The sequence below is a fragment of the Photobacterium makurazakiensis genome (assembly GCF_050336715.1).
In the GTDB taxonomy this organism is placed as follows: domain Bacteria; phylum Pseudomonadota; class Gammaproteobacteria; order Enterobacterales; family Vibrionaceae; genus Photobacterium; species Photobacterium makurazakiensis.
This window is the reverse complement of the sequence record NZ_JAKJSJ010000033.1, coordinates 45,903-59,112: the sequence shown is the minus strand read 5'-3', so window position 1 is coordinate 59,112 and position 13,210 is coordinate 45,903. Positions and strand designations below refer to the sequence as shown.

General features: G+C 47.2%; 8 protein-coding genes. 7 read left to right on the top strand and 1 reads right to left on the bottom strand.

Features of this window, described 5'->3' with window-relative positions:
- Positions 1 to 97 precede the first annotated feature (97 nt).
- The 7 genes from aspA to L4D09_RS15710 all read left to right on the top strand — a co-directional run bounded on the left by aspA (position 98) and on the right by L4D09_RS15710 (position 9,562).
- Positions 98 to 1,558, top strand: a complete 1,461-nt coding sequence (aspA, locus tag L4D09_RS15740) for an aspartate ammonia-lyase (RefSeq protein ID WP_428458463.1) — start codon at positions 98 to 100, stop codon at positions 1,556 to 1,558.
- A 110-nt stretch (positions 1,559 to 1,668) separates the two neighbouring features.
- Positions 1,669 to 2,976, top strand: a complete 1,308-nt coding sequence (locus tag L4D09_RS15735) for an anaerobic C4-dicarboxylate transporter (protein WP_428458462.1) — start codon at positions 1,669 to 1,671, stop codon at positions 2,974 to 2,976.
- Positions 2,977 to 3,574: 598 nt separating this feature from the next.
- Positions 3,575 to 4,486 (top strand): LysR family transcriptional regulator, encoded by a 912-nt coding sequence (locus tag L4D09_RS15730; RefSeq protein ID WP_428458461.1) that lies wholly within the window; start codon positions 3,575 to 3,577, stop codon positions 4,484 to 4,486.
- A gap of 80 nt (positions 4,487 to 4,566) precedes the next feature.
- On the top strand, positions 4,567 to 6,426 hold the full coding sequence (locus L4D09_RS15725; RefSeq protein WP_428458460.1) for a protein-disulfide reductase DsbD: 1,860 nt from the start codon (positions 4,567 to 4,569) through the stop codon (positions 6,424 to 6,426).
- A 304-nt stretch (positions 6,427 to 6,730) separates the two neighbouring features.
- Positions 6,731 to 7,366, top strand: a complete 636-nt coding sequence (locus L4D09_RS15720; RefSeq protein WP_428458459.1) for a response regulator transcription factor — start codon at positions 6,731 to 6,733, stop codon at positions 7,364 to 7,366.
- A 215-nt stretch (positions 7,367 to 7,581) separates the two neighbouring features.
- The gene (locus L4D09_RS15715) at positions 7,582 to 7,848 is read left to right on the top strand and encodes a DUF4212 domain-containing protein (protein ID WP_428458458.1); all 267 of its coding nucleotides are present in this window, start codon (positions 7,582 to 7,584) and stop codon (positions 7,846 to 7,848) included.
- 10 nt (positions 7,849 to 7,858) lie between these two features.
- Positions 7,859 to 9,562: a sodium:solute symporter family protein gene (locus L4D09_RS15710; RefSeq protein ID WP_428458457.1), complete on the top strand. Its 1,704-nt coding sequence runs from the start codon at positions 7,859 to 7,861 to the stop codon at positions 9,560 to 9,562.
- Positions 9,563 to 9,658: 96 nt separating this feature from the next.
- Here L4D09_RS15710 and L4D09_RS15705 read toward each other — a convergent pair whose 3' ends face one another.
- Positions 9,659 to 13,120 carry a PAS domain-containing hybrid sensor histidine kinase/response regulator gene (locus L4D09_RS15705; protein ID WP_428458456.1) on the bottom strand — a complete coding sequence of 1,154 codons (3,462 nt, stop codon included), beginning with the start codon at positions 13,118 to 13,120 and terminating at the stop codon, positions 9,659 to 9,661.
- Positions 13,121 to 13,210: the final 90 nt, after the last annotated feature.

Below are 13,210 nucleotides of genomic sequence, written 5' to 3'. Positions count from 1 at the left end.
ACGATCATCTAGCCAAACTCTCTGCAGAATGGACTTCTGATTAACAAGATTGGCTCAACATTCGAATTTATTTAGCAGATTCCACTAAGGCTACGCCATGTCTCAGATGATTGATTTAGAAAAAAATGAAGCAATTCTAAACGTTGCAACCCGTATCGAAGAAGATTTACTTGGTGAACGTCACATCCCTGCTGACGCTTACTGGGGTGTTCACACACTTCGCGCTGTTGAAAATTTCAACATTTCTAAAACGACAATTTCTGATGTTCCAGAATTTGTTCGTGGTATGGTTTTCACCAAAAAAGCAGCAGCAATGGCTAACAAAGAGTTGGGTGCTATTCCTTCTGATGTTGGTGAATACATTATTAAAGCGTGTGACCTGATCCTAGAAACAGGTAAATGTATGGACCAGTTCCCTTCTGATGTTTATCAGGGCGGTGCAGGTACTTCTGTTAATATGAACACCAACGAAGTTGTTGCTAACCTTGCTCTTGAGCTTATGGGCAAAGAGAAAGGCGAGTACGACATCGTTAACCCTAACGACCACGTTAACAAATCTCAATCGACTAACTGTGCATACCCTACCGGTTTCCGTGTAGCAGTATACAACAGCATCATGACACTGCTTGAAGCACTTAGTTACCTAAAAGGTGCTTTCGATGCAAAAGATCAAGAGTTTGCTGAAGTTCTTAAAATGGGCCGTACCCAGCTTCAAGATGCAGTGCCTATGACTGTCGGTCAGGAATTCCACGCTTTTGGTATTCTGATCAAAGAAGAAATCAAGAACCTTCAGTACACCGCACAACTTCTTCTTGAAGTTAACCTAGGTGCAACGGCGATTGGTACAGGTCTAAACGCAGCAACTGGTTACCAAGAGCTTGCCGTTCAGCGTCTAGCTGAAGTAACAGGTCTACCTTGTGTTCCTGCTGAAGATCTTATCGAAGCAACGTCTGACTGTGGTGCTTACGTAATGCTACACAGCGCACTTAAGCGTACTGCGGTTAAGCTTTCTAAGATCTGTAACGACCTACGTCTTCTATCTTCAGGTCCTCGCGCTGGTCTTAACGAGCTAAACCTTCCTGAGATGCAGGCTGGTTCTTCAATCATGCCGGCTAAAGTAAACCCAGTTATTCCAGAAGTAGTTAACCAGGTTTGCTTCAAGGTTATTGGTAACGACACTACGGTTACATTCGCAGCAGAAGCTGGTCAGCTTCAGCTAAACGTAATGGAGCCTGTGATCGGCCAAGCAGTATTCGAGTCTATCGACCTACTGAAAAACGCATGTATCAACCTACGTGACAAGTGCATCGACGGTATCACTGTAAACAAAGAAGTATGTGAGTACTTCGTGTTTAACTCTATCGGTATCGTTACTTACCTAAACCCATTCATTGGCCACCACGAAGGTGACATTGTTGGTAAGATTTGTGCTGAAACAGGTAAGAGTGTGCGTGAAGTTGTTCTAGAGCGCGGCCTTCTAACGGAAGAGCAACTAGACGACATCTTCTCTGTGCAGAACCTAATGCACCCAGAATACAAAGCTAAGCGTTACAACTAATAAAGTAACCGCGATACAGCTCGGCGGATGTTCAGGATGAAGATCCGCCAATTTTTGCTACAGATTCCCCCCCCTTTTTTTATTTTTTAACTTTAAGACAGGACAATCATATGATTGGTGTAGAGCTATTTGTGGTTCTCGCGTTCATTTATTTGGGCGCACGTATTGGTGGTATTGGTATTGGTCTCGCGGGTGGTGCCGGCGTTATCGTACTTTCTTTGGTATTAGGCATGCCTACTAGCCAAAGCTATATCCCGATTGATGTAATTCTTATTATCATGTCTGTGATCACTGCAATCGCTGCAATGCAAGTTGCTGGTGGTATGGACTGGCTAGTTGAACTGGCTGAAAACTTCCTGCGTAAAAACCCTAAGCGTATTACTTTCTACGCACCTATCGTGACATACCTAATGACACTGATGGCAGGTACCGGCCACACTGCATTCTCAACACTGCCGGTTATTGCAGAAGTAGCGAAAGAGCAAGGCATTCGCCCTTCTCGTCCGCTGTCTATTGCGGTTGTCGCTTCTCAGATTGCGATCACAGCATCGCCAATTTCAGCCGCGGTTGTTTTCTTCTCTGGTATTCTGGAGCCACTAGGTGTCGGCTACCTAACGCTACTAGCAATCTGTATTCCAACTACATTCCTTGCTTGTATGGTTGGTGCATTTGTCGCGAACTTCCTAGGTTGTGAGCTGAAAGACGATCCTGTGTATCAAGAGCGTCTAGAAAAAGGCCTTATTAAGCTTAAAGGTTCTGGCAAGCGCGAAATTCTTCCAACTGCGAAACCTGCTACTTTCATCTTCCTTGGCGCTATCGGCTTTGTTGTTTTATACGCAGCAGCAATCTCTGGCTCAGTAGGCCTGATTGAAAACCCTGCGCTTGGTCGTAACGAAGCAATCATGACAGTAATGCTAGCAGCAGCAGCGGCTATTGTTACTTTCACAAAAATCGATGCATCTAAAATTGCAGCGGCGCCAACCTTCCGCTCAGGTATGACAGCATGTATCTGTGTACTGGGTGTAGCATGGCTTGGTTCTACGTTCGTTAACGCACACGTTGATGGCATCAAAGAAGTGGCAGGCTCACTACTAAGTGACTACCCATGGATGCTAGCACTGGTACTGTTCTTTGCTTCTATGCTGCTGTACTCACAAGGCGCGACTACAACTGCACTAATGCCAGCGGCATTGGCTATCGGTGTGGCTCCACTAACTGCAATTGCTTCTTTCGCAGCAGTAAGTGCGCTATTCGTACTACCAACTTACCCAACGCTACTTGCGGCAGTAGAAATGGATGACACTGGTTCAACCCGTATCGGTAACCTTGTCTTCAACCACCCATTCTTTATCCCAGGTGTGGTGACTATCAGTACTTCTGTAGCACTAGGCTTCGTATTCGGTGGCATCATCCTGTAATTTCGATTTAGGATTAACCATCATAGAGGCTGCCTTCGGGCAGCCTTTTTTACACTCTACAAACAATACCTTACCTCTAATTATCCCCTTAACTCCCCCTTAGCTGTGCACTAAGGTGTCACCACAACCATAAGCTGCAGGGATAAAATCTAGATGCGGAGATGTCGATAAGTGGCTAAAAATAGAGCGTAAGGCAGGCGTCAATTCTATGCGGCGATGAGCCAGATATTAAGTCAATTTAACGGGACTGGTATCATTGTTGATATGATAAATAAGGCTTTGATCGGACAACGGGAATATACAGAAGAGCAATGATCAAGATTGTGAGACGTGAAACATCTTTGCAGGTTACTAACGGTTCAGGAAATAGAGCAATAAGAAGCGTAAAATGAAGTGTTAATTTAATGTCTCCGCCCCATCCTAGGGCGAAGACTATGAACAACTACGGATTCCAACGTACTTGTTCTAACCGATTTCAGCGTCAATCCCGACGATGAATCCGGTATCATGTCTCTTTTGCTACAGAGCAGGCAAGACAGGAAAGCCTGCCCGTTAATAATAGTAATTGAGCCCGCTTGGCGATAGAGGTAAAAGCGTTATGCAGCGATGCAAAAATGGTATGAAGTTAGACGACCTACGCACCCTGATTGCAATAGCCCAACAAGGAAGTTTCAGAGCAGCAGCCAGTGCACTAGATATTCCACCCGCGACGCTCAGCCGCCGTCTTCAACGACTCGAAGATACGCTTGGTAGCCAGCTGGTGATAAGAGACAGCCGTAATGTCTCACTCACCCCATTAGGGGTCAGCTATTTCGAACGATGCCAGCCATTACTTGAAGAGCTTGAAACTGCCACTGATGAGCTTCTAGATAGCAGCCACAACAGTCCCCGGGGTGCATTGCGTGTCTCGGCACCTGTCGGCTTGTTGACCCATCAACTCATGCCACTGTTTAACCAATTCTTGGCGATGCATCCAGATGTCACCTTGTCGCTGACTCATCTGTCGAACCAACATCACGACTATAGCCCTGAGCAATATGACGTGGTCTTTCGTGTCGGCCAGCAACCAGATTCCAGCTTCGCTGCCGCCAAGATAGGCGAGTCGCAACGTATTCTCGTTGCCAGCCCATACTACCTAGCGAATAATGGTACCCCACAACATCCTGACGACATCAACCAGCATGCTCGCCTTGCCAGTGTACCGGAGTTTGAGTGGGCGCTTACTAACAACAGTGAAACGGTGTGGTTGAACTCACCGGTAAAAATGGCAATCGCGGATCTAAACAGTATCAAACAAGCTGCCATTAACAGCCTTGGTATTGCCTGCCTACCCAACTATGTGGTTGCTGATGCGATTCAAGCAGGCCAGCTCTGTACAATGATGGACAGCTGGTATTCCCCACCACGCCCTATTTATATGCTGTATCAGCGTCTCGGGTATATCCCTGCCCACATTCGCCAATTTACTGACTTCATGCGCGATGCTCTGGCTGGTGAAACAAAAACCTAAGCAAATGAAACCAAACGCTGATTAACACGGTCTGAGAGAGTATAGTTAAAATAAGTTAATCAAAGACTCAGCCAAATCAGATGACATTATTACAACGATATCGCGGTATACCGCGTCGCTTTTTTGCCGTATTTGCGCTTCTCGGGCTGCTGCTCACCAGCCTGCCAACATTGGCTTTTAACATTCCGGGGTTGTCTAGCAACCAGAACCAGTTTGTGCCTGTTGATCAAGCATTCATATTCAACTTCAGCCAACAAGGCGATCGGGTCTATCTCGATTGGCAAATCAAACCAGACTACTACCTCTATCAGCATCAGTTGTCTGTCACCTCAGACAATGCCGAGTTAGGCAATATCAATATCCCTGCTGGTCAGCCCTACCAAGATGAATTTTTTGGTGAGGTTAATATCTATACCGAGCCGATCACACTAAGCGTGCCTGTGCTCAATGCTGCCAGCAGTGACACCCTTACTGTGCGATATCAAGGCTGTGCCAAAGCCGGGTTTTGCTACCCGCCAGAGATCAGGGTTGTTCCTCTCAACGCTGTCACAGCAGGCGCAGACTCTCCGCCAAAAACCACGTTATCGTCTGGTAATTCAACAGCTCCTACAGTAGTAAGCACTAACACCACTAATGTCGCAGTCGCGTCAACGGAGCCGACATCACAGCAAGACAAGCTTGCCGGTGACTTAGCCGATCAGTGGTGGACCCCGCTTGTTTTCCTCGCACTAGGGATCGGCTTGGCGTTTACCCCTTGTGTACTGCCGATGTACCCGATATTAAGTGGCATCGTGCTAGGTAACGGTCAACAAAGCCACGGTCGTACTTTTCGCCTTGCCTTTACCTATGTGCAAGGCATGGCTCTGACTTATACCTTACTGGGGTTAGTGGTTGCTTCGGCTGGCATGCAATTCCAAGCCGCATTGCAACACCCCTATATTCTGGTTGGCTTAAGTGTACTGTTTGTGGTGCTAGCCCTGTCGATGTTCGGTGCCTATACCATACAACTGCCTAGTAGCATGCAAACTTGGCTCAATAGCTTGAGCAACAAACAGCAAGGTGGTCATACTGGCGGGGTATTCGCCATGGGAGCGATATCAGGCCTGGTTTGCTCACCTTGTACCACCGCCCCACTTTCGGGTGCGCTGATCTACGTGGCCCAAAGTGGCGATTTACTAACAGGCGCCGTCGCACTGTATGCACTGGCCATCGGGATGGGGATCCCACTTATCCTTGCCGCAATGTTCGGCAATAAGTTGCTACCCAAAGCCGGTAACTGGATGACCCACGTAAAAGTGTTCTTTGGCTTTGTTCTACTTGCCGTGCCACTATTTTTACTCGAGCGCATTTTGCCCACTCATCTGATGCCATACCTTTGGGCTGTGTTAGGTATTACGGCGTTTGGCTGGCTATATCATGTTAAGAACACATTAACGGTTTCATGGCGCAGCAGCATGCTCGCAGTTATTGCCATTGTCGGCCTATTTATTTCCGCTCAGCCTCTTTATCCATTAGTGATGGGGGTTAATAGTTCGAATGCGGTATCAGCGAACTCAACGCCAGCGCTCGCGGTTGAGTTTGAACGTGTTAGCAGTATTGATGATCTTGATCTCGCATTAGCTGAAGCCAAAGCGAAAGGTATGCCGGTTATGCTCGACTTTTATGCTGACTGGTGCGTCGCCTGTAAAGAATTTGAGAAGTATACTTTCCATGACCCAGAAGTTGCTAAGCAACTACAGCCCTTTGTTTTACTGCAAGCAGATGTTACCAAAAGCACCCCAACAGACATTGCGTTATTGCAACAAATGAATGTACTCGGCCTACCCACGATTGATTTCTGGGACAAACAAGGTAATCGCCTTGAAAGTGCAAGACTGACGGGCTTTATGAAAGCAAAACCGTTCCTTTCTCACCTTGAAGGCCACCAGCTCGCAAAGTAAGTAAATAAAACCAGCTATAAGATAGAAAAAAGCGCCAAAGTGGCGCTTTTTTTGTGTTTTTAGTATCTTTAGATCATAGCAATAATGCCACCACCTACCCCTTTCATACTCTAGTGGTATGGCTAACTCTTTCGCGGTTATCACCACCCACTTTAAGACAAAACAACCTCTTAATCACACTTATTGAACTAATCGCTGAATTTGTCTCGCTTAGAGCCGATCCAGCTCAGATCTTAGGTGTTAACAAATTGATCTAGGCAATATCCAATGATAGCGTAGTTAAAAACCACCAAAAGTGACTGCCATGGACGCTCAGTACACTATCGTTATTGCCGATGATCATCCGCTATTTCGCAATGCCCTATTTCAATCAGTGCATATGGCAATAAGCGGCGCGAATTTACTGGAAGCCGATTCGCTCGACAGCCTACTCTCCCTGCTCGATAAAGAGCCAGATGTTGACTTGTTACTCCTCGACCTCAAAATGCCAGGAGCCAATGGCATGTCGGGATTGATCCAGCTCCGTAATCAACACCCCGATCTTCCTGTAGTGGTGATTTCAGCCAGTGAAGAATCCAATGTAGTCCGACAAGTTAGGCGCCATGGGGCATTTGGTTTTATTCCAAAATCCAGCGATATGCGGGCACTGATTGGTTCACTCAATCAAGTGCTTGATGGCGAACCTGTATTCCCCGAAGGGCTTGGCGAAGATAACGAGGAATACAACGACCTGAATGAACGTATTGCAGCGTTAACCCCTCAGCAATATAAAGTATTGAGCATGCTCTCAGATGGCTTGCTCAACAAACAAATTGCCTACGAACTCAATGTATCGGAAGCTACCATCAAAGCGCATATGACGGCGATTTTCCGCAAACTCAATGTAAAAAACCGTACCCAGGCCGTTATTCTTTTGCAGCAAATGGATCTTACACCGTAAAGTAAAATTATTTGTATCCCGCCTTAGACCTTCGGCTAACGCAACAACTCCATAACATCAAAAGAAACCAGCAAACTTCACAGAATCGCCGTCATTACGGCGATTTTTGCGTTTTTCGCTCGACTAAAGTTGCACTGTTTCCTTTATCAATCATTGCTATCGTTGTTATGTAACATTTCATTAACACGCTTGTGACGACGTGAAAGGAGATAACAATGGCGTTCGAATCCACAGAACATGCTCAAGCCTACTGGAAGGAAAACTTGGGCATTATGGGAACACTACTCACAGTCTGGTTTGTAGTGTCTTACGGCGCTGGCATCTTATTTGTTGATGCCCTCAATACCATTCAATTTGGCGGTTTTAAGCTAGGGTTTTGGTTCGCTCAGCAAGGCTCGATTTATACCTTCGTGGCGCTGATATTTATTTACGTAGTGCGCATGAATGCGCTCGACAAAAAATACAACGTACAGGAAGACTAGAGGTTAGAACATGGATATTCAAACTTGGACGTTTATTCTCGTCGGTATTACTTTTGCAGTATATATTGGCATCGCTATCTGGGCTCGTGCTGGCTCAACCAGTGAATTTTATGTAGCGGGCGGCGGTGTACACCCTGTTGCCAACGGTATGGCAACGGCTGCTGACTGGATGTCAGCCGCATCATTTATCTCAATGGCAGGTATCATCTCATTTGTTGGTTACGACGGTGCGGTTTACCTTATGGGTTGGACTGGTGGTTATGTCCTACTGGCACTCTGTCTAGCACCTTACCTTCGAAAGTTTGGCCAATTTACCGTGCCAGATTTCATCGGTGAACGTTACTACTCTAAAACTGCACGTATGGTTGCTGTCTTCTGTGCCATCTTTGTTTCTTTTACCTATGTTGCAGGCCAAATGCGTGGTGTGGGTGTGGTATTCTCCCGCTTCCTAGAAGTCGACATTAACCTTGGTATCATCATTGGTATGGGTATTGTGTTCTTCTATGCCGTGCTTGGTGGTATGAAAGGCATCACTTATACGCAGGTCGCTCAATTCTGTGTTCTCATCTTCGCTTTCCTTGTGCCAGCAATCTTCACTTCTATCATGATGACAGGCAACCCTCTTCCACAAATTGGCATGGGTTCGACTATCTCAGGTACAGATGTTTATCTACTGGATAAATTGGACGGCTTAACGGAAGAGCTCGGTTTTACCGCCTACACCGAAGGCAATAAGAGCACCGTCGATGTATTCTTTATTTGTGCAGCACTCATGGTAGGTACAGCTGGCTTACCACACGTAATCATCCGCTTCTTCACCGTACCAAAAGTGCGTGATGCTCGTATCTCAGCAGGTTGGGCACTACTATTCATCTCATTGCTTTACACAACAGCACCAGGTGTTGCCGCCTTTGCCCGTGTAAATATGATTGAGACCATCAACGGCCCTGACATGCAAGGTGTTCCAGCCGCTGAAGCCCCAAGCTGGTACCAGAACTGGGAAAGCACAGGTCTCGTTAGCTGGGAAGACAAGAACGGCGACGGCAAGATGTTCTATTCCGGCGATGAACGTAACGAAATGACAATCAACCGCGACATTATCGTACTGGCATCGCCTGAGCTGGCGAAGTTACCAAACTGGGTTGTCGCATTGCTTGCCGCTGGTGGCCTCGCCGCAGCACTCTCGACGGCAGCAGGCTTACTACTGGTCATCTCAACATCTATCTCTCATGATTTACTGAAGAAAGGCTTCAGACCAAACATGACAGACAAACAAGAGCTATTGGCCGCACGTTTAGCTGCTATGGTCGCGATTATCGGTGCTGGTTATCTGGGTATTAACCCTCCAGGCTTCGTTGCACAGGTCGTTGCTTTTGCCTTCGGCTTAGCCGCTGCATCCTTCTTCCCAGCCATCATCCTAGGTATCTTCTACAAGAAGATGAATAAGGAAGGGGCAATCGCAGGTATGCTAACGGGTATTGCTTTCACGGCGAGCTATATTATTTACTTCAAGTTCATTAACCCAGCAGCAAGCACCCCTGAAAACTGGTGGTTTGGTATCAGCCCTGAAGGCATCGGTACTCTGGGTATGTGTCTAAACTTCGTCGTGTCAATTGTGGTAAACAAATTCACAGCTGAAGTACCAAAAGATGTACAAAACATGGTTGAGTCTATCCGTTATCCGAAAGGTGCGGGTGAAGCCCACGACCACTAATCGGTCAACCTCTGGCTAACGAGTTACTCCGTTGTTCAGAGAGATACCCATAAAAAACGGAGCATTCGCTCCGTTTTTTTATATCTACCATAACCCTTAAACTTTACTTAACTCATGCTGGTTTAGTAGCGTTCTAAGCTTTAACGGCTTAACGGGTTTACTAATAAAAACAAAACCATGACCGGTGATCATTTTCCGAGTTTCAGCGGTGCGGTCGGCACTGATCACCGCCCCTCTAAATGTATTACCAAGCCGCAAGCTACATTGCTGAAGTACCTGTAAGCCCGTTTGCTCATTGGCAAGGTGATAATCACTGAGCACAAAGTCAGGACGCCAGCCATCATCAAGTTGCTTTATTGCACCAACAACCGATTCTGCCAACCGGATCTCACACCCCCAGCGCGACAGCAAAGTTTCCATTCCTAATAAAATGTCAGGCTCATTATCAACACACAGTACCTTCAGCCCAGCGAGTGGCGCCACCTTGCATTCAACCTCTGGGCCCGTTAATACTGAAGGCCGAAGTACGCCACGCTTTACGCCTAACTCAAACACGGTACCTTGATCAGGCCAGGAGCGCAGCGATAAATGATGGTCAAGCACTCGGCTGATCCCACGGGCAATCGCTAACCCAAGACCTAAACCATGATCCAACCCGCTGCGTTCTATGCGGGTGAATTCATCAAAGATGTGCGCCTGTTTGGATTCCGGTATACCTGGGCCATTATCCCAAACTTCAATCTGTAGTTGCTCACCTTTACGCCTCACCCCCAATACCACCTTGCCCTGCGGGTTATAACGGAAAGCATTAGTCAGAAAGTTTTGTAATGCTCGGCGTAGCAGCTTGGGATCTGACACTATCACCGCATCACTGTGTACCACTTCAAACATGATTCCTTGCTGGCGAGCTAGCGCCCCAAATTCGGCCCCTAGCGTATTTAGCACTTCACTCACTTTAAAAGGGTGCACATTCACTTGTAGCTTACCCGCTTCTAATCGTGATACATCCAATAAATCACCGATCAAATCTTCAGCGGCACCTAATGCACTTTCAATGTGCTGGGCTAACTTGGCACTTTCTTCGTCTTGAGTAACTTCAGATAGGGAAGATGAGAATAGCCGGGCGGCATTTAGTGGCTGCATCAAGTCATGGCTGACCGCTGCTAAAAATCGTCCTTTAGAGTGCGCTTGCTGTTCAGCGTGCTGGGTCGCACTCACCAACTGTCGGTTAAGTTGCTCAAGCTCTCGAGTACGCTTTCTAACCCGAACTTCTAACGTTTCATTGGCCTCTTTTAATGCCTGCTCAGCATTGCGAAACTCGGTAATATCGGTGAAGCTCATGACAAAGCCCCCACCAGGCATAGGGTTACCTTGCACTTCGATAACCCGTCCATCCTGACGGATCCGCGACGAAGTATGTGCCGTACCTCGCAACAAGTGTTCAACCCGCTTAGCGACATGCGCCTCGGGATCGCCAGGGCCGCATAACCCTAACTGGGCATTATGGCGTATCACATCGGCAATGGGTCGTCCGACTTGGATCAACCCAGCTGGAAACGTAAATAGTTCAAGATAACGCTGGTTCCATGCCACCAGCCTTAACTGCTTATCAACCACTGCAATACCTTGGCTAATATGCTCTATCGCCCCTTGCAACAACCCTCGGCTGAAATCAAACAATTCAGAGGCTTCATCAACAATCGTTGCCACCTCCTCAAGCTGCATATTACGTCCTTGCAATGCTGACGTTAACACCAGCCTTGCTGACGATGCGCCAAATACCCCAGCTAATACCCGCTCGGTATGACGGATCAAACTGGCGGGTGCCTGCTGGTGCGGTTCGGTCACCTTATGCTGCTGCTCGGCATATTGACTGAACGCATACCGTACTCGCTTTCGGCCGACAAAACGGGCTGCTAACATTTCCAGCTCTGCCACTGTCACACGGGTTTGATACAGGCTTGCATCTTCAGTTTCAGGTAATGGCGCGCCAACAAAAGAAGCGGCTTGCAAGCGCTCTGTCAGGGATGATCGGGTAAGTAAGGATACACTAACATAGAGAGATATATTGACCATCATACTGAGTAGCATCCCCCAATCAACCGCCGTTAGATCATGCAAGATCGGCCACGCAGGTGGGGTGAGTAACCAAAGTAATAGGTTACTTTCTGCCGTGCCAGCCAACATATTGGTTTGCCCCATCATGGTCACAATCCAAATACTGGCCCCGCCAAGTAACCCCGCATAGACACCATTACGGTTTCCTTCTCGCCAATAAATCCCCCCCAGTAATGCCGGTGAAAATTGGGCGATTGCCGCAAAAGAAAGCAGACCAATTGCAGACAGCGAGGGAATATTACCCAGAACCTGATAAAAGCCCCAAGCCGCCAACAATAACAATAAAATAAGCGCACGGCGTATATTTAAAAGAATGCCAGAAAAGGCGTTAAAATTACGTCCAGAGACACGTAACCGACGCAGCAATAATGGTAATACCAAGTCATTCGACACCATAATCGCCAATGCAATGGTCGAGACTATCACCATACCACTGGCGGCGGATGTCCCCCCGACAAAGGCCAGTAGCGCGATGCTATCAGCACCTTGCAACAGAGGCAGGTTAATCACATAGGTATCAGCGGAAATATGAGGCAGCAGTGCTTGCCCTGCCATGGCCAATGGCACCACAAATATGCCCATTAATACCAAATATAACGGGAACACCCAGCGGGCTTTATGCAGATCCTGCGGCCTGTTATTTTCAACCACGATGGTATGGAACTGACGCGGCAAACAAATAATAGCCGCCATGGTTAACAAGGTATGGATCAACAAACTACCGGTATTAGGAAGAGCTGGTTGCAGTAACTCTTTGCTCACCACGTTAAGGTTTGGTACATCCATCAATAAGCTGACAGCAAATACCCCGACCACCAAAAATGCAGCGAGCTTAACCAAAGACTCAAACGCCACAGCCATCATCATGCCTCGATGATGCTCGGTCGTATCGATATGGCGCGTACCAAATAGCACCGTAAAAGCCGCTAACGATAGGGTAACTATCCATGCAATATCGGTTTTTTCGACCGCATTGGTGCCTTCACCAGTTTGTCCTAAACTGGGTGCGATCAACTCCAATCCCATGGTAATACCACGTAATTGCAGCGCGATATAAGGTAATATACCCACGACAGCAATCAGAGTTACCAGTACCGCTAACCCTTGAGACTTACCATAGCGTGCAGCAATAAAATCGGCAATCGAGGTAATATGCTCACGTTTTGCAATCAAGATCAGCCGAGCAAGAATACGCCAACCAAAAGTGAAGACGATAATAGGCGCAATATAGATAGGGAGAAACGACCAAATATCTCGACTTGCCTGGCCGACGGTGCCGTAAAAGGTCCAAGAGGTGCAGTATACTGCAATTGAAAGGCTGTAAATCCACGGTCGCCACCTTGCCATCCACTGTGTTTTTTTATCTCCGTACCACGCGATAAAAAACAACAGTCCAAGATAGGCCAGTGAAACCGGCACGACGATCCATCCCTGTGCCATTGTTAATCCCTAGTAAATGTTTTGTGAGCACCAGTGTAACGAAACCACTGACACTCACCAACAAGAGGGATCACACTTCTTGCTGGCTGC

What these genes read in the sequence shown, in the direction of transcription:
- L4D09_RS15720 (WP_428458459.1), top strand. Translation starts at nt 6,731, where the DNA reads ATGGACGCTCAGTACACTATCGTTATTGCCGATGATCATCCGCTATTT.
- L4D09_RS15725 (WP_428458460.1), top strand. Translation starts at nt 4,567, where the DNA reads ATGACATTATTACAACGATATCGCGGTATACCGCGTCGCTTTTTTGCC.
- L4D09_RS15730 (WP_428458461.1), top strand. Translation starts at nt 3,575, where the DNA reads ATGCAGCGATGCAAAAATGGTATGAAGTTAGACGACCTACGCACCCTG.
- L4D09_RS15705 (WP_428458456.1), bottom strand. Translation starts at nt 13,120, where the DNA reads ATGGCACAGGGATGGATCGTCGTGCCGGTTTCACTGGCCTATCTTGGA.
- L4D09_RS15735 (WP_428458462.1), top strand. Translation starts at nt 1,669, where the DNA reads ATGATTGGTGTAGAGCTATTTGTGGTTCTCGCGTTCATTTATTTGGGC.
- L4D09_RS15715 (WP_428458458.1), top strand. Translation starts at nt 7,582, where the DNA reads ATGGCGTTCGAATCCACAGAACATGCTCAAGCCTACTGGAAGGAAAAC.
- L4D09_RS15710 (WP_428458457.1), top strand. Translation starts at nt 7,859, where the DNA reads ATGGATATTCAAACTTGGACGTTTATTCTCGTCGGTATTACTTTTGCA.
- aspA (WP_428458463.1), top strand. Translation starts at nt 98, where the DNA reads ATGTCTCAGATGATTGATTTAGAAAAAAATGAAGCAATTCTAAACGTT.